Source organism: Methylophilus sp. Leaf414 (genome assembly GCF_001425425.1).
In the GTDB taxonomy this organism is placed as follows: domain Bacteria; phylum Pseudomonadota; class Gammaproteobacteria; order Burkholderiales; family Methylophilaceae; genus Methylophilus.
The window spans coordinates 352,189-370,109 of record NZ_LMQQ01000001.1 but is presented as its reverse complement, the minus strand read 5'-3'; the positions used below and the strand labels follow the sequence as shown (position 1 = coordinate 370,109).

The 17,921-nt window shown below is 50.5% G+C and carries 15 protein-coding genes; 14 read left to right on the top strand and 1 reads right to left on the bottom strand.

The annotated features are described in order from the left end of the window. The first annotated feature begins 97 nt into the window (after window positions 1-97). From ccoN to ASG24_RS01725, 6 genes are all read left to right on the top strand, one after another. Window positions 98-1,534, top strand: coding sequence for a cytochrome-c oxidase, cbb3-type subunit I (ccoN, locus tag ASG24_RS01750; protein ID WP_055825652.1), 1,437 nt, complete (start codon window positions 98-100; stop codon window positions 1,532-1,534). Window positions 1,535-1,544: 10 nt separating this feature from the next. Next, window positions 1,545-2,171 carry a cytochrome-c oxidase, cbb3-type subunit II gene (ccoO, locus tag ASG24_RS01745; protein ID WP_055825648.1) on the top strand — a complete coding sequence of 209 codons (627 nt, stop codon included), beginning with the start codon at window positions 1,545-1,547 and terminating at the stop codon, window positions 2,169-2,171. Window positions 2,172-2,182: 11 nt separating this feature from the next. After that, entirely contained in the window at window positions 2,183-2,323 is a 141-nt protein-coding gene (locus ASG24_RS01740) for a CcoQ/FixQ family Cbb3-type cytochrome c oxidase assembly chaperone (RefSeq protein WP_055825643.1), read from the top strand. 30 nt (window positions 2,324-2,353) lie between these two features. Next, complete coding sequence (gene ccoP / locus ASG24_RS01735; protein WP_055825641.1) at window positions 2,354-3,250, top strand: cytochrome-c oxidase, cbb3-type subunit III; 897 nt, start codon at window positions 2,354-2,356, stop codon at window positions 3,248-3,250. Between the two features lie 15 nt (window positions 3,251-3,265). Then, entirely contained in the window at window positions 3,266-4,711 is a 1,446-nt protein-coding gene (ccoG, locus tag ASG24_RS01730) for a cytochrome c oxidase accessory protein CcoG (RefSeq protein ID WP_055867187.1), read from the top strand. A gap of 69 nt (window positions 4,712-4,780) precedes the next feature. After that, on the top strand, window positions 4,781-5,029 hold the full coding sequence (locus ASG24_RS01725; RefSeq protein ID WP_055825635.1) for a FixH family protein: 249 nt from the start codon (window positions 4,781-4,783) through the stop codon (window positions 5,027-5,029). A 162-nt stretch (window positions 5,030-5,191) separates the two neighbouring features. On the opposite strand, the gene fnr is transcribed toward ASG24_RS01725, so the two are convergent. Continuing rightward, the gene (gene fnr, locus ASG24_RS01720) at window positions 5,192-5,956 is read right to left on the bottom strand and encodes a fumarate/nitrate reduction transcriptional regulator Fnr (RefSeq protein ID WP_055867184.1); all 765 of its coding nucleotides are present in this window, start codon (window positions 5,954-5,956) and stop codon (window positions 5,192-5,194) included. Between the two features lie 239 nt (window positions 5,957-6,195). Between fnr and hemN the strand changes: the two genes are divergently transcribed. The 8 genes from hemN (at window position 6,196) to ASG24_RS01680 (ending at window position 17,865) form a co-directional block, all read left to right on the top strand. After that, window positions 6,196-7,581, top strand: a complete 1,386-nt coding sequence (gene hemN, locus ASG24_RS01715; protein ID WP_055867179.1) for an oxygen-independent coproporphyrinogen III oxidase — start codon at window positions 6,196-6,198, stop codon at window positions 7,579-7,581. 9 nt (window positions 7,582-7,590) lie between these two features. Further along, entirely contained in the window at window positions 7,591-8,295 is a 705-nt protein-coding gene (locus ASG24_RS01710) for a sulfite exporter TauE/SafE family protein (protein ID WP_055867176.1), read from the top strand. Between the two features lie 116 nt (window positions 8,296-8,411). Beyond that, window positions 8,412-9,248 (top strand): DNA ligase, encoded by an 837-nt coding sequence (locus tag ASG24_RS01705; protein WP_055867173.1) that lies wholly within the window; start codon window positions 8,412-8,414, stop codon window positions 9,246-9,248. 16 nt (window positions 9,249-9,264) lie between these two features. Beyond that, a complete protein-coding gene (locus ASG24_RS01700; protein ID WP_055867170.1) occupies window positions 9,265-9,684 on the top strand; it encodes a hypothetical protein in 420 nt (139 codons plus the stop codon). Between the two features lie 985 nt (window positions 9,685-10,669). After that, on the top strand, window positions 10,670-14,662 hold the full coding sequence (gene hrpA / locus ASG24_RS01695) for an ATP-dependent RNA helicase HrpA (RefSeq protein WP_055868378.1): 3,993 nt from the start codon (window positions 10,670-10,672) through the stop codon (window positions 14,660-14,662). Window positions 14,663-14,702: 40 nt separating this feature from the next. After that, the gene (locus tag ASG24_RS01690) at window positions 14,703-15,620 is read left to right on the top strand and encodes a hypothetical protein (RefSeq protein WP_055867167.1); all 918 of its coding nucleotides are present in this window, start codon (window positions 14,703-14,705) and stop codon (window positions 15,618-15,620) included. A gap of 17 nt (window positions 15,621-15,637) precedes the next feature. Then, a complete protein-coding gene (locus ASG24_RS01685; protein WP_055867163.1) occupies window positions 15,638-17,191 on the top strand; it encodes a DUF4118 domain-containing protein in 1,554 nt (517 codons plus the stop codon). Beyond that, window positions 17,188-17,865 (top strand): winged helix-turn-helix domain-containing protein, encoded by a 678-nt coding sequence (locus ASG24_RS01680; RefSeq protein ID WP_055825608.1) that lies wholly within the window; start codon window positions 17,188-17,190, stop codon window positions 17,863-17,865. Before ASG24_RS01685 ends, ASG24_RS01680 begins: the two co-directional genes overlap by 4 nt. The last annotated feature ends 56 nt before the right edge of the window (window positions 17,866-17,921 follow it).

Sequence of the window (17,921 nt, the reverse complement as noted above, 5' to 3'; positions counted from 1 at the left end):
TCAAATCGTCGCCACTTAATGTGTGCGACATTGGGCATACATCAAAAAAAGTAGTTTTTTCATGTTGGGTGTTTGTTTTAATGATTGGGAGAAATCCATGCAAGATGCAACCGTGAAGGCGGCGACCTACAATGACAAAGTAGTTCGCCAATTCGCAATCATGGCAGTGGTTTGGGGTGTGTTTGGCACATTGATGGGCGTGATTATTGCGTCCCAGCTGGTGTGGCCTGATTTAAACCTGGGCTTGTCATATACCTCTTTCGGCCGCTTGAGACCACTGCATACCAATGCCGTGATTTTTGCATTTGGTGGCTGTGCTTTGTTCGCGACTTCATACTATGTCGTACAGCGTACCTGCCAGACCCGCTTGTTTAGTGATAAGTTGGCGAGTTTCACTTTCTGGGGCTGGCAAGCAGTGATTGTTGCTGCGGCCATCTCCTTGCCTTTGGGTTACACCCAGGGTAAAGAGTACGGCGAACTGGAATGGCCAATTGATATCCTGATTGCGATCGTATGGATTTCGTATGCGATAGTGTTCTTCGGTACCATCGGTATCCGCAAGGTCAAGCATATTTACGTGGCCAACTGGTTCTACGGGGCGTTTATCCTGGCGGTGGCTTTGTTGCACATCGTTGAGAGTGCGGCGATCCCTGCGGGCTGGTTCAAGTCCTACTCTGCTTACGCAGGTGTACAAGACGCGATGGTGCAGTGGTGGTATGGTCACAACGCGGTTGGTTTCTTCCTGACAGCGGGCTTCCTGGGCATGATGTACTACTTCGTGCCAAAGCAAGCCGAGCGTCCTGTGTATTCTTACAGCTTGTCTATCGTCCACTTCTGGGCGCTGATCTTTACTTATATGTGGGCGGGTCCTCACCACCTGCATTACACCGCATTGCCTGACTGGACCCAGTCTTTAGGTATGGTGTTATCCCTGATCCTGTTTGCACCAAGCTGGGGCGGTATGATCAACGGTATCATGACCTTGTCCGGCGCCTGGCATAAACTGCGCACAGACCCTATCTTGCGCTTCCTGATCGTTTCATTGTCTTTCTACGGTATGAGTACCTTTGAAGGCCCGATGATGGCGATCAAAACAGTGAACGCGTTATCTCACTACACTGACTGGACCGTAGGTCACGTGCACTCTGGTGCATTGGGCTGGGTGGGTTTCATCTCCATCGGTTCCCTGTACTTCCTGATTCCACGCCTGTTCGGCCAGAAACAGATGTATAGCGTAAAAGCGATTGAAGTGCATTTCTGGATGGCGACCATTGGTGTGGTGTTATACATCTCAGCATTGTGGATTTCCGGTGTGATGGAAGGGTTGATGTGGCGTGCGATGAACGCTGACGGTACTTTGGCTTATACCTTTGTAGAAAGCGTAAAAGCAAAATTCCCGTACTACCTCACACGTGCGATTGGTGGTTTCCTGTACATGAGCGGTTTAGTCATCATGTTGTGGAACACCTATAAAACAGCAACTAGCGGCAAACCAGCCACGGTAGAAATACCGGCTGTGGTTGCACACGCTTAAGGAATTCATCATGGCATCTCATGAACAAAATAGTGGCAATCTGCACGAGAAGATCGAAACCAATAACTTTTTGCTGATCGTGCTGACTTTAATCACCATCTCTTTCGGTGGTTTGGCAGAAATCGTGCCTTTGTTTTTCCAGAAGACACTGACAGAGCCTATCCGTGGTTTGCAACCTTACACCGCATTGCAGCTGGCTGGTCGTGACATCTACCTGCGTGAAGGTTGCTACAACTGTCACTCACAGATGATCCGTCCGTTTCACGCTGAAACATTGCGTTATGGCCATTACTCTGTCGCGGGTGAATATGTGTATGACCATCCGTTCCAGTGGGGCAGCAAGCGTACGGGTCCAGACCTGCACCGTGTAGGCGGTAAATACAGCGATGACTGGCACCGTGTACACCTTAACCAGCCTCGCGACGTCGTGCCTGAGTCCATCATGCCGGCGTACCCCTGGTTGAATGAGAATCTGGTGGATGATGCAACGATTGGTGACCACATGGCTGCGCTGCGTAAAGTAGGCGTGCCATACACCGATGAACAGATCAAAGAGGGTAGTGCGGCCATTAAAGGCAAAACCGAAATGGATGCGCTGGTGGCATTCCTGCAGGTACTCGGTACTCATCTTAAATAAGGAGTTGCGCCATGGACATCATCAGCATATTACGCATACTGTTTACATTACTGACCTTTGTATTGTTTGTAGTGATCGCAGTGTGGGCATGGCGCAACCGCAATTCCAAAAATTTCAAGGACGCGCAGAACCTGCCGTTCGATCAAGACTAAAACCTCTGCAAAAAGGTTAAGGAAAACATCATGAATGATTTTGTAAGTGGATTTTGGCCGATCTGGATTTCGACCATTACCCTGGGTGGCATTGCGTTTTGTGTTGGCTTGCTGATTTTCGCCAGCCGCGTAAAAGTGACGCTGGACAGTGATAATACCAATGGTCACGAGTGGGACGGTATTAAAGAGATGAACAACCCGCTGCCAATGTGGTGGGTTGGCCTGTTTATCATCACCGTCATCTTTGGTCTGGCTTACCTGTTCCTGTTCCCGGGTTTGGGTGAATACCAGGGTAAATTTGGCTGGACTGCCGTTAAACAGTACGAAGCCGAAAAAGCCAAAAACAACGAAAAAATTGCACCGCTGTATGCCAAATATGCGGCGATGCCAGTGGAAGATGTTGCCAAGATCCCAGAAGCGCGTGATATCGGTAAGCGTATTTTCCTGAATAACTGCGCAGCCTGCCATGGTTCTGATGCCAAAGGCAGCCGTGGTTTCCCTAACCTGACTGACACTGACTGGTTGTACGGTGGCAGCCCGGAAAGAATCAAGGAAACCATCACCGGAGGCCGTATTGGCATGATGCCGCCAATGGCAGCCGCTGTCGGTAGCGAAGAAGACGTTAAAAACGTGGCTAACTATGTATTAAGCCTGTCTGGCAGTATCCATGACTCCGGTCGTGCCAATGCCGGTAAGGATAAATTCGTGGTATGTGCAGCCTGCCATGGCGCTGAAGGCAAAGGTAACCAGATGATTGGTGCACCTAACCTGACAGACAACACCTGGTTGCATGGCCAGGGTGAAGCGGCCATTATCAAACGTATCCATGAAGGTAAAACCAACCAGATGCCAGCCTGGGAAGAGAAATTCAGTCCTGAGCAAATCCATCTGCTGACTGCTTATGTTTGGGGTCTTTCAAACAAGTAAGGCATGCAGAAATCCATGGGTGACATTGGAAAGAACGCTGTGAAAATAACCACCATTCCTGAGCAGGAGGTGGTTTTTTCGCTTTATAAATCTGAAGACAAGGTATACGCACGTAGTGTTTCAGGTTTTTACAACAACTGGCGCTGGGTCATGGTGTGGGTCACGCAGCTGTTTTTCTACGGTGTGCCATGGCTGCAATGGGATGGCCGCCAGGCCATGCTGTTTGACCTGGAAGGCATGCGCTTTTATGTGTTTGGCCTGATCTTTCACCCGCAGGATTTGATTTACCTGGCCTTCCTGCTGATTGTCTCAGCGCTTTCGCTGTTCCTGTTCACCGCCATTGCCGGGCGGTTATGGTGTGGCTACACCTGTCCACAAACGGTATACACCGAGATTTACATGTGGATGGAGCAGAAAATCGAGGGTGACCGTATTGCGCGTATGCGCCTTGATGACAGCAAATGGAATCTCAACAAGGTGACGCGTAAATCCCTGAAGCAATTCGCCTGGATAGCATTTGGGTTATGGACTGGCGTCACCTTTGTTGGTTACTTCACGCCCATGCGCGAGCTGGTGCCGAGCTTGCTGCAATTCCAGGCTGGTGGCTGGGAAACCTTCTGGGTGTGTTTTTACGGCTTTGCCACCTATGGCAACGCAGGCTATATGCGCGAGCAGGTCTGCAAATACATGTGCCCGTATGCGCGATTCCAGAGCGCCATGTTTGATGGCGATACCATGAACGTGACCTACGACGAAGCTCGCGGCGAACCACGCGGTGCACGTTCTAAAAAAGCCAGCGAAAACGTTAATGGCCTGGGCAGTTGTATCGATTGCAATATTTGTGTGCAGGTATGCCCGACCGGTATCGATATCCGCAACGGATTGCAATATGAGTGTATCGGGTGTGGTGCCTGTATTGATGCCTGTGATGATGTCATGGATAAAATGGGCTATGCCAGAGGCCTGATCAAATACACCACGCAAAACGGCATGGATAACCGCTGGAGCCGCCAGCAGATGCTGGCGCGTTTGTTAAGGCCACGTGTGCTGATTTACTCAGCTATTCTCATGACCCTGGTTGTCGGCATGGTTGTCAGCATCTACTACAAAGCTGATTTCAGGCTGGATGTATTGCGTGACCGCGCAGTGATGGCGCGTTATACCAATGATGGCAAGATTGAGAACGTCTACAACCTCAAGCTGGAAAATGAGACTGAAGAGATGCGGGATTACGATCTGAAAGTCACCGGTATACCTGACTTGGCCGTTCATTTCTCAGATAACAATGTCCAGCAAATCAAAGCGCTCAAACCTTTTGAGAAGCGCAATGTCATTGTAGAGATACAGTTGCCGGATGGTGAAATACGTGCCGGATCGCACAAGATTTTGTTTGAAATGACAGATATTCAAGCCAAAGAAACCATCAAGGAAAAGTCTGTATTTATCGTGCCCAGTAATTAATGGGTAACCAGGTACGAACAAAAGGAGTAGAGCAGCGTGGCACAAAGCATTATGCACAAAGGAACACAGATGGCTGATCGACAAAAATGGTACCAAAACCCCTATGTCTGGCTGATTATTGGTGGCCCGGCATTAGTGATAGTGGCTTCCTTTATCACGCTATATCTGGCGATTACCCATCCTGATCCACCGATTGACGACTATTACCGCAAAGGGATTGAAATCAATAAAACACTGGATGCTGAGAGAGATGGTATGGCACCTGCCATTGCGGCACGCAACCACGCACAAACCGGTATGAAACCGGCTGATGACTAAACACTAACTCACTACTTATTTCTAACTAAAAATGCGCGCACGTGAAGCTCCTGTGCGCGCAGTCTCCCCCGCATAATCCTGTATCGCTTTGTCTTAAGTAGGTTGTAAGCTTATTGAATAGCGCTTGAGCTTGGATCTGGATGACTCGCACTTATATTTGCATTAGCAGGTGCTGGCGTTAAAGATCGCTTTCAGCTTGTCGTGATCCAGGATGCGGATATTCTTCTGTTTGACTTCGATAATACCTTCTTCGCTGAACTTGGAAAATGTGCGGCTGACCGTTTCCAGTTTCATACCTAGATAGCTGCCGATTTCCTCGCGCGTCATACGCAAGATCAGTTCGCTTTTTGAGTAGCCCCTCGCGTGCAGGCGTTGCAGTAAATTCAGCAGGAAAGCAGCCAGACGCTCTTCAGCGCGCATATTGGCTAACAGCATCATGACGCCATTTTCACGCACAATTTCGCGGCTCATGATTTTATGCACATGGCGTTGCAGCATCGGGATTTGCCGTGAAAGGTCTTCTACGTGGTTAAACGGCATCACACACACTTCGGCGTCTTCCAGCGCAATCGCATTGCAGTTATGTTTATCGCTAACGATGCCATCCAGGCCCATAATTTCACCAGCCATCTGAAAACCGGTGACTTGTTCTCGACCATCTTCAGAAACCACGCAAGTCTTAAAAAAGCCGGTACGAATCGCGTACAGCATGGTAAATGCATCACCACTGCTATACAGATGCGCACCTTGCTTGATTTTTTTGCGGGTGGCGACCATGCCATCCAGCTGTTGCATTTCATCTGAGCTCAGGCCTATGGGCAGGCAAAGTTCGCGCAGGTTGCAGTTAGAACAGGCGACTTTGAAACTGGATTCCGGTTGTTTGGCATCGGCTTGCTGGTGTTCAATTGGCCTTGGCTCAGTATGCATAGAGACAATCCTGGACTGGTGTTGAGTATCTGCCAAATTATACGCGTCCTGGCTTGATGTTTCATTGAACATGTTGTGAGCTCTCTTCCCATTTTTTAGGTGACCCTATTGTGCGCGCGCACGACCGCTATCCATTTGATGTGCATCAAGTAGCCGTCAATTACTTTGTGGCAAAGTGAATCCCATTGCATGACAGGTATTACAGTCAACCCAACCGGACAGGAAACAGTTTGCTAGCTATGAAACAAACGTTGATGATTACGCAGGAGCATATCGAGCGTTATGACGTCTCGGGACCCCGTTATACCTCTTACCCGACGGCAGACAGGTTTGTTGAGGCGTTTGATGCCGCGACCTATTGCAAGGCGATTGAGCAGCGCAATATCAACAGCTGGACGCAACCGTTGTCGGTATATGTACATATACCGTTTTGTGCATCATTGTGTTTTTACTGCGCCTGCAACAAGATCGTCACCAAGCGCTATGAGCAAAGTGCAATTTACCTGGACTACCTGCAACGCGAGCTGGATTTGCATCTGCAATCATTAGGTCAGCAGCAAAAGGTCAACCAGTTACATCTGGGAGGTGGCACACCTACATTCTTTAGTGATGAAGAATTATCCAGTCTGGTGCGCATGTTGAAAAAGGCATTTACGTTCAGCGCAGAAGGTGAGTATTCGGTTGAAATAGATCCACGCACGGTAGACCAGGCACGTTTGCAACATTTGCGAAACCTCGGCTTTAATCGCCTGAGTTTTGGGGTGCAGGATTTTGATGCCGATGTGCAGGAAGCTGTGCATCGCATCCAGACGTACAAACAAGTCGCCAGCCTGATGCGTCAAGCGCGCGAGATAGGTTTTCAGTCATTGAACACTGACCTGATTTACGGTTTGCCCAAGCAAACACCTGTTACTTTCAGGCAAACCATTTCACAGATAATTACCTTAAAGCCAGATCGAATTGCACTATATGGCTACGCGCATTTACCTTCACGCTTTAAACCGCAACGCCGTATATTGCAGGATGATTTACCTTATGCGGTTGATAAAATCCAGATGTTGTCAGAAGCCATTCAGCAGTTGATGCAGGCAGGTTATGTCTACATAGGCATGGATCATTTTGCCTTGCCTGAAGACGCGTTGGCCATTGCCAAGCAGCAGGGCAGGTTGCATCGCAACTTCCAGGGTTACAGCACCATGGCTGACCAGGATATCCTGGCTTTAGGTGTGTCAGCGATTGGTAAAATGGGGGCGACTTACAGCCAGAATGCCAAAACGCTGGAAGAGTATTATGACTGTCTGGATCAACAACAATTGCCGATTGTCCGTGGCCTGGCCCTCAGCCGTGATGACCTGATCCGCCGTGCGGTGATTATGGCCATCATGTGTCATGGCGAGTTAAGCTATGAGTCCATAGAATTATCTTACATGATAAACTTTAGAGAATACTTTAAGTCAGAGCTTCAAGAACTTGTAGAAAAAGAAAAAAATGGCCTAATCATGATAGAAGAAGATGGGATCAAGGTGACTGAGATAGGCTGGTTCTTTATCCGCGCCATTGCCTTGGTATTTGACCGTTATTTACAGCACGATGCCAACCGTGCAAGGTTTTCCAAAATCCTTTAAACTGCCGGCATGTTAGCCAGTTTACTCCTGACCGCCTTCGTCATGGGGCTGGCAGGCGGGCCTCACTGCATAGCCATGTGTGGTGCAGCTTGCGGCGCCATGCAAACTCCTTCCCACGTTAAATCCATCCCGATACGCCTTGTAAAGACTGTCCCCTGGAGCTTTTACCTGGGGCGCATGCTTGGTTATGGCACGCTAGGCGCATTAGCCGCGCAAAGCCTGCGTGGCCTGGCCTGGTTGTCCAATCAAAGCCAAGTGTTCCAGCCCTTGTGGACGTTTTCGCATACCCTGATTTTCGCCTGGGGCTTTTTGTTGCTGGTCACCGGTCAACAACCGCAATGGGCAGTGCAGGGTGCACAAAAGGTCTGGGCCTGGATTAAACAACACACCCGGCACGCCAGATTTAATTTTCTGTTTACCGGCATGGTCTGGGCCTTATTACCGTGCGGCTTGCTATATTCGGCCGTGATGCTGGCCTCCCTGCAATCGCAATGGCTGCAAGGTGCATTGGTCATGATGGCATTCGCTATCGGTTCTGCCACCGTGATGGCGATCGTGCCTGTGCTATGGCAGTCTGGCCAGCAGGCATTACCGAAGTGGTTTAAAGAAACCACCGGCATGCGTATCAGTGGCATGATGCTGGTTGTATTGAGCTTGATAGCCTTATGGATGGACCTCATGCATCACGATAAGTTATGGTGCCAAGTACTTTGATTATTAGATATAAACTACTTTAATTTTTTGCTTTATAAATAAGAAATATTGCCGAAATCACCAGACTGATGTAGTTTACTCTTGTTAATTTAAATTAATTATTCAGGGGTAATTGGATGAGCATCATTAAAGCCTGCATCATTTTGGTATTCACTTTGTGGGTTTTTCCAGCCTTTGCTAAAGCGCCGGATATCCTGTTGGCGCATATCTACCAGCAAGGTTTAGATGTCCGCGAATACCTGGTAAGCGAAAAACTGGATGGCATCCGCGCAGTCTGGGATGGCAAGCAATTAGTCAGCCGTCAGGGACATCCGATTCACGCACCAGCCTGGTTCACCAAACAATTCCCCGCTCAGGCACTGGATGGCGAGTTATGGATAGCGCGCGGCCAATTTGAATTATTGTCGGCTACCGTCAGGCAAACAGTGCCGGAAGATGCGGCGTGGCGAAAAGTGACTTATTACGTATTCGAGCTACCGAATGCAGAAGGCTCATTCGCAGATCGCGCCCGGCAGCTGGAGCAACTCGCACGAAAAGTAAGCAGCCCCTACCTGAAAGCCATTAAACAATTTCATGTGCAAGATGAACAATCCCTGAAACGCACTCTCGATAACGTCGTTGCAAAACACGGGGAAGGGCTGATGTTGCATCGTGCTGATGCGCCATATCTCACCGGCCGCAATCATGCTTTACTTAAACTCAAACCACAACTGGATGCCGAAGCCACAGTGATTGCGCATGTGCCCGGCAAAGGCAAATACGTTGGTAAAATGGGTGCCTTACTTGTAGAAATGCCGGATGGATTGCAATTCAAGTTAGGTACAGGTTTTAGTGATGCAGAACGTGCGAATCCGCCACCAATCGGCAGCCAGGTCACTTATACTTACCGTGATATCACTAAAAAGGGCAAACCAAAATTTGCCAGCTTTGTACGGGTGCGTCCACCTGAATAATGTTAGGAAAAAGAATATGAAATATTTTGCAGCGCTAATGATGGGATTACTAGTCACCAATGCTTATGCGGTTGATCTCAGCGGCATCTATGATTGCCGTGGAGAGGATGCACATGAAGGGGAATATACCGGCATAGTGACGATGAAGTTGCGCAAGGAGCATAGCAAGGGTGCAGATACCAGTTATGACTTTCAGTTGGAAGTGCCTGATTATGGACTCTATAAAGGCCACGCGGCGGCAAATGGCATGCATGCGGCGATGCACTTTGCCTTGCCGATAGAAAATGGCGAGTATGGTGGCAAGACAAATGATTTTGGCACCGGGATTGCGGAGTTTAAGAAGGGTGCCAATGGCAGATTGCAGTTCAGGAAGTTTTATTTTGAACCGGCGTTTAAGGGTGGCAATACGGGAGTGGAGGAGTGTGTTAGAAGGTAATTCTTAGTTTGTCATTCTGGCGTAGGGTGTAGCAGGGGTTTCATAGAGCATGCTCTATGCCTGCGGAACGACTGGCTTCTGCAGAAGCCAGTGCGCCCTGCAAGGGAGAATCCAGGCAAGGTTTATGTTCAGCTTAGTTGCTTCTGCTGAGAGAACATTAAATTTCGGTAGGTTTTAATAGTTATTCTCTGGATATTTGGCATTTTCTTTCGCCCATAGGCGAGTTACTTTTCTTTGCTTGCACAAAGAACAAGTAACCAAAAGAAAAGGCACCCTAGCTTCCGCTTTCTTCCTGCGTTGCTCGTCAACGTGGGCGTCCAACGAAACTCGCCCTAGCGGCTTGCAAACTGCGCAAGCCACCGCGGAACTCGAACAGCCGCTGGCCGACCCCTTTCACGCTGACTGCGCTACTCGGCGCGTCAGATAGGGGCCCGTGAAAAGCACACGCTTTCGCTTGAGTGTAATTCTTTACATTGCAGCACGCTCAACCACTGTGGGAAAAAGAAACAAAAGAATTAGATTTATTAGAATTTGAGTTTTGTCTTCAAGGCTCAAAACGCACTTATCGTGGTGGTTTTAAACGGGCCCCTATCTGACGCGCCGAGTAGCGCAGGCAAAACAAGATGAAGGGAGCGTTTGTTTGAGTCCCGCAGCAGCTCACGATGTGTGTGAGCTGCCAGGTCGAGTTTCGCGACCGCTTGGCCTAAGTCCGGTAAAGCAACGGACGAAAGTCCTAAGTCGAGCAACGCAGGAAACAAGCGGAAGCTAGGGTGCATTTCTTTTGGTTACTTATTCTTTGTGCAAGCAAAGAAAAGTAACTCGCCTAGGGGCGAAATAGAACGCTACCAGTTTCAATAAATTCTCCGCTTATCTTAATCCAGAGAATGAATGGCCATATGCGCCGTCATGTTAAAATCCCACCCCTATGACCGCTGTCTCCCCCGAACAACTCATCAGCCAACTCGAAAAACAACTCCCGCAATGCATGCTGGCTGACCGCTTCCCTCTGAAGCGCCGTTTAAACCAGCTACGCGATGCGCTAAAACAAAACAAACCCGTCGATAAACCCCTGGTGGATATCGCACATAAAGTACAGGCATCACAACAACGGTTGCAGGCACGATTAGCCGCGTTACCAAAACCAGAATACCCGCAAGAATTACCGGTCAGCGGCAGGAAAGACGAAATCGCAGCGGCGATCCAGAAACATCAGGTGGTGATTGTCTGCGGTGAAACCGGTTCAGGTAAAACCACACAATTGCCTAAAATCTGCCTGGAACTCGGGCGTGGCGTCAGCGGCCTGATCGGGCATACGCAGCCACGCCGCATCGCGGCGCGCTCTGTCGCTTCCCGCATTGCACAGGAACTGCACAGCCCACTAGGCGAGGTGGTCGGTTACAAGGTTCGTTTTAACGACAAATTATCCGAGCGTAGTTATGTCAAGCTGATGACCGACGGTATTTTGCTGGCGGAAACGCAGAGTGATAAATTCCTCAATGGCTATGACACCATCATCATCGATGAGGCACATGAGCGCAGCCTGAACATCGATTTTCTGCTGGGCTACCTCAAGCAGTTATTACCAAAACGGCCAGACCTGAAAATCATCGTCACTTCGGCGACGATTGATGCGGATCGCTTCTCCAACCATTTTAATGGTGCACCTGTGATTGAAGTGTCGGGGCGAACTTATCCGGTGGAGATCCGTTACCGGCCGCTGGGTAATAAAACCACCATGGTGGCAGTCGAAGTGCCGATTGATGACGGGCTGGATGATATAGACCGTTTCGCGCAAGATCTGATGGGCATCAAGCGCAAGCCGCCACGCACGGAAACACGCTGGCTGGAGGAAGATGACGAAGAAGAGGTGATGGAAGACGCCATCCTCGATACTGCTGAGGACCTGCTACGGCAGGGTGATGGCGATATCCTGGTGTTCTTGCCGGGTGAGCGCGAAATCCGCGATACCGCCGACCATTTGCGTAAAAACCAGGGCAGTTCACTCAAGCTGAAGTCGGCCGAAATTTTGCCTTTATTTGCGCGCCTGAGCATAGAGGACCAGCAGAAGATTTTCCGTCCCGGCGGACAGCGCCGGATTGTGCTGGCGACCAACGTCGCAGAAACCTCGCTGACTGTGCCTGGCATTAAATATGTGATTGATGCCGGCTTGGCACGGGTTAACCGTTACAGCCCGCGCGCAAAGGTTGAACAATTACAGATTGAGAAAATCTCGCAAGCAGCGGCCAAACAACGGGCAGGGCGTTGCGGCCGGGTTTCCAGTGGTATTTGTGTGCGCCTGTACTCGGAAGAAGATTTCAACCAGCGTCCGGAGTTTACTGAACCTGAGATTTTGCGCAGTTCGCTGGCCAGCGTCATTCTGCGTATGGCCGATTTGCGCCTGGGGGATGTCGCCGAATTCCCGTTTATTGAAGCGCCTTCTTCCCGTCTCGTCAGCGACGGTTACCAGTTGCTGCAAGAGCTGGGTGCGGTAACCGAGCGGCGTGAGATTACCGAGATCGGCCGGCAGATGGCCCGTTTGCCATTGGATCCGCGCGTGGCACGCATGATACTGGCGGCGAAAAAAGAAAGCTGCCTGCGCGAAATATTGATCATCGCCAGTGTGCTGAGCATGCAGGACCCGCGTGAACGGCCTATGGATAAACGCGAAGCGGCTGATCAGGCGCACGCTAAATTCAAGGCCGATGACTCCGATTTCATGAGTTATCTCAAATTGTGGGAGTGGTACGACCAGGCCCTCAAAAACAAAAAATCCAATAAAGAGTTGTTGAACCAGTGTCACCAGTCTTTCCTGTCTTTTCTGCGTCTGAAAGAATGGCGTGAGTTGCATGCGCAACTGCGGGAAATGGTTGAGGAAATGGACTTCAAGCTGGGCGATAAGGAAGCCAGTTATGAGCAAGTGCATAAAGCCTTGCTGTCCGGTCTGCTGGGTAATATAGGCTTTAAGGATGGTGACGGCGAAACCTACGCCGGTGCGCGTGGCATCCGTTTCACCATTGCGCCAGGTTCAGCATTGAAAAAGACGCGGCCGAAATGGGTGATTGCTGCAGAACTGGTGGATACGACCAAGCTGTATGCACGCATCGTCGCCAAGATAGACCCGGACTGGATTGAACCGGTCGCCCATGAAGGCGGGGCACGTGATTTAACGCAAAGCCATTACAGTGACCCGCGCTGGGACCGCAAAACCGCGCAAGTGGTCGCGTGGGAACGCGTCAGCCTTTATGGCCTGACCATCGTACCGAAACGTCGTGTGCATTATGGTCCGGTGGACCCGGCGCAGTCGCGCGAGATTTTTATACGCGAAGCGCTGGCTAATATGGAGTTTGATACCCGCGCGCCTTTCCAGGAAGCTAATCGTCGCCTGATTTCAGAGGTGGAAGCGCTGGAACACAAGGCGCGCCGCCAGGATGTGCTGATTGATGAGCATCAGCTATTTGCCTTCTACGACAAGGTAGTGCCGGAAATTAGCGAACAGTACCGGGTTTTCAATGGCATTTCGTTCGAGAAGTGGCGGCAGGATGCAGAAAAGATTAACCCGAAAGTGTTATACCTGACCCGTGAATCGCTGATGCGACATGGCGCCAATGCGATTACCGAGGTGCAGTTCCCCGAACAGATGACCATCGATGGGGAAACAGTGCCATTGAAGTACCGGTTTGAACCTGGGCATGTGCTGGATGGCGTAACGGCGACTATCCCGTTAGCGCTACTAAACCAGCTGGATGCCAGCGTGACCGAATGGCTGGTGCCCGGCATGATACGTGACAAGCTGACTGCCCTCATTAAAGCACTGCCCAAGACCTTGCGACGCGTGTGCGTACCGGTGCCTGATTTCGTGACCGGCTTTTTGCAGGCGCACAAGACAGAGGGCGCTTTATTGCCGGCATTGTCACAATTTATCCAGCACAAAACCTCGCTCAAGCTGAAGCCGGAAGAGTTTGACCTGGCCGGGCTGGATGCCCATCACCTGATGAACTTCCGCGTGGTGGATGAAAAAGGCCGCGAGCTGGGCATGGGCCGTGACTGGAGTGCACTCAAGAAACAACTGGGTTCTGCGGCGCAATTAACCTTTAGAAGTGGCTCACCGGATATTGAAAAGACTGATCTCAAGCAGTGGGACTTTGGTGATTTGCCGGAAACGCTGACCTTCAGCAAGGATGGGCGCCAGCTGACCGGCTATCCGGCAATTGAAGATAACCAGGAGAGTGTGGCCGTCAAGCTGTTTGATACCGTTGAGGAGGCTGCGCTTGCGCATCGCAAAGGCGTGTGCCGCCTGATGCGCTTTGAGCTCAAGGAGCAGATGAAGCAGCTGGAAAAAGGCCTGCCCGGATTCAACCAATACGCTTTGTTGTTACGCGCCGTCATGAACCCTGAGCAGTTACGCGAAGACATGCTGCAAGCGATTGCCGACCGCGCGTTTATCGCCGAAGACGCCTTGCCGCGCACCAATGCCGAATTTATGCAGCTTAAAGCCCGCGCACGCACGCGTTTGCCGGCGGTGGCAGAAGCGCTAACACGGCAGGTGCAACTCATTGCCAGCGAATACCAGGCATTAACCGCGCAATTGCAGAAAATGACACCAGTGACGCAGAAAATCAAACGTGAATGTGAACAACAACTGAATGCGCTGGTCTATCACGGTTGTTTCAGTCGCACGCCGTGGGAGCAATTGCCGCATATTCCCCGTTATTTAAAAGCGATACGCATGCGTATAGATAAATACCCGACCAGCATAGAGCGGGATGGAAAGCATGCGCAGGCGATTGTGCAACTGGAGCAGCGATGGCAACAGAAAACTGAACAATTGCGTAAAGCCAACCTGTCTGTAACAAGCGGGTTACAAGACTTTGCGTGGCAGTTGCAGGAGTTACGTGTATCATTATTTGCACAGGAATTAAGGACGCCTTATCCTGTCTCAATCAAAAGACTCGAAAAACTTTGGCAAGAAATACAATAGTCATGAATGACATCAGCAACCTCTGTGATTAATCCTGTTCATGCAAAAGCCTTCCCCATTTGAACCCTTCAGCACGCCCAACTGGCTAAGACCAAAGCAGCGGGACCGTGTGTTGCGCATCCCCGCCAGGTTGATGTGGGGGTTTTTGCTATCGCTGATTTTTCACGCGATCCTGTTCTGGGGTTTTTTGCTGGATCTGCTGAAACCCATGAAAGAGCCTTCGCAAGAGCCTATCAATGTAGTGCTGGATCTCGGATTACCTGTTAAAAGTCAGCCGAAACCGGTAGAGCCGCCTCCTGAAATGCCGCCGGAACCACCGAAACCGCAGCCAAAACCCAAGCCACAACCTAAAGAAGTACCCAAGCTGCCTAAGAAGATTATCCAGTCGCAGAATCCTGACAGCGCATTCAAGTTGCCTGAACCCAAGCTGCAGCCTAAACCTCAGTCAACGCCGCAACAATCCCCTCCACCGGTGGAAGATTTTTCCAGCATGATCAAACGTAAGCAGACTGACCGCTATTCGGAGGAGATAGCCGCCAAGGAAATTAATGATGCAGCCGCAGCAGCGGAACGTGGCCCTTCCGAAGATGAGCGGCGCACCAAAAACATCATGAACAACCTCAAGTTCGGTACCAATGGTTTGTTTATGATCAAGCGTATGGATCCGTACAACGCCAGTTTCAGCTTTAAAGGCTGGGTCAATGATTACACCTCGGCCAATACCCAGTTTTACCAGGTCGAAGCGGGTAGTGGCGAAGATATCCGCCTGGTGATGGTGCGACGAATGATCGCGATCATCCGTGAGCATTACAACGGTGACTTTGACTGGATTTCTAACCGGTTGGGTCGCACAGTGACCTTGTCCGCAAGGCCAGCTGACAGTGCCGGGCTGGAAGATTTCCTGATGAAAGAATTCTTTGGCCCAAACTATAAGAGCCAGGATTTATACGGGCACTAACGTTTAATAAACCAGCCATGCCACATTCACCTGCTGATACCCGATTGCCGAAACAGAATAGATGGCGTAAGGGGTCAGCACTGGTGACATTTTCGTTTTCTACTCTGAATTTATTACTTCTGATCAGCTGGCTGGCAGTGGTGACCTGGCTGGGTCTCGCCTATTTTGCGGAGTTAGGGGTCACCGTGATCACAATGTTCTATCTGCTGGGAGTATTGTGGGCGGCCTATTTCCTGCGCTTTTCTGCCGCGTTACTGACGGCCATCACTGCTTTTCTGCTGATCAATTACTGTTTTATCGAACCTCGTTTCAGTTTAGGCGTCGCCAGCACCCAGTCCTGGGTCATTCTGCTGGTATTCGCCATCGTCGCCTTGACGGTTAGCAGCGTGATGCAGCGCTTAAAGCAGCAAATGCTGCAATCCCGCCAGGCGGCACAGCAATCCCGTTTTTTCCAATCACTGGCTGAGCTACTGGCTGCACAATCAGGCACCGAAACATTAATGCAAGCCGCTTGCCAGCATATAGCCGAAGTCTTTGCCTTGCAGGCACGCGTGATGAGACTGACTGAAGCGGGTGAATTGATCAGGCTGGCAGGATCGGATGTACAAGATACAACATTCATTCCGGTTCAGGCTGCCAGTGTTGAATGGGCGCTGGATTTTAACCGGCCGGTGGGGACGGGGACTAATGACTGGCCATCGCTGGGATATTGCCTGCTCCCATTCGGGTTTCCGCAGCGAGAAGTCATGGTACTGGATGCGTCGGATACCATGCCAGACTTGCATTTCCTGCAATTGTTGACGCATCAATGCGCGCAGGCTTATATCAAACTCAGCCAGCAGATTGCACTTGCCCAAGCCGAGCTCGCCGCTAGCGAAGCGAATTTCAAGAAAACACTGCTGACCGCCTTGTCGCATGATATGCGTACACCATTAACGGTCATTCTAGGCGCAGCAAATGTGCTGACAGACCGCCAGATCCCGCTCACCGAAATCCAGTCCGAACAATTATTGCAAAGCATACAGGCCGAAACCACTTACCTCAGCCAGGCCACTGAAAATATCCTGACCCTGGTCAAACTCGATGCTGGTGCCAGCAGCCTGCAACTGGACTGGCAGTCGCCGCAGGATGTGATTCAGCATGTAGTCAGCAGGTACCAGCGCCGCTCGCCGCCGGAAGCATTGCAGGTGAATATCAGCGATGAGGAAGTGCTGGTGAGGATGGATGCAGTGCTGGTTGCACATGCACTGGCTAACCTGATCGACAATGCTATTTGCTGGCGAAGCGCAGGGTCTGCGATTGAAATCACACTTTCCATAAATGACTTATGGTTACAAATTTCAGTGCTGAATAAGGGGCCGGGTTTCCCTGAAGGATTTGCCATTTCGGCGTTTGCGCCGCACACGCAACGACCTGCCGGTACCCGTGGTTTTGGGCTTGGCCTTTCTATCGTCAATACCGTGATGCAATTACATCAGGGTACACTGGAGATCAGTTCAGGGCCCAATCAGCAGACTTGCGTGCAGTTAATGTTCCCGTTTGTACGCGCGAGTGAGTTAATTGCACCATGAGCGATAAACAGCCAACTCTATTACTGGTCGAAGATGACGCAGGGGTTTACCAGTTTCTGGTGCCAGCCTTATCTGCCCATGGCTATCGGGTGCTGCATGCGCGTGACCTCGCGCAAGCCCGGCAAGCCAGCGATTTTGCGATGGTCATTCTTGATTTAGGCTTGCCGGATGGCGGCGGTGAGCAATTTATTTCCCTATTGCGCGCCTATTCTGATGTACCGATTCTAGTATTGTCAGCCCGCCAGGATGAGGCAGATAAAGTGCACTGCCTGAATCTGGGCGCCGATGATTACCTGATGAAACCGTTTGGCCTGCCGGAATTGCTGGCACGTATCCAGGTGGCTTTACGCCGCACTGCCATGATGCAAATGCGAGACCACGCGTATCAACACGAAGGATTACTGATTAACCGCGCCAGCGGCATAGTCACCAAAGAGGGCGTGCAACTGCATCTCAGCCCGATTGAGCATGCATTGTTGATGTTACTGGCCAGTAAACCCGGCACTATTTTCACGCATAGTCAGTTATTGACCAGCGTGTGGGGCGCTGAATATGTAGATGACACGCATTACCTGCGTATTCATATTGGTCGTTTACGCAGTAAGCTGGAAACGACACCTGCCGAGCCTCGATACCTGCTGACTGAACTGGGCATTGGCTATCGCCTGGCTTGATCCTTTTGTTTATTTTCTATCTCTGGTCTTTGCGTTAGTTGTTTATGCGTTTGATA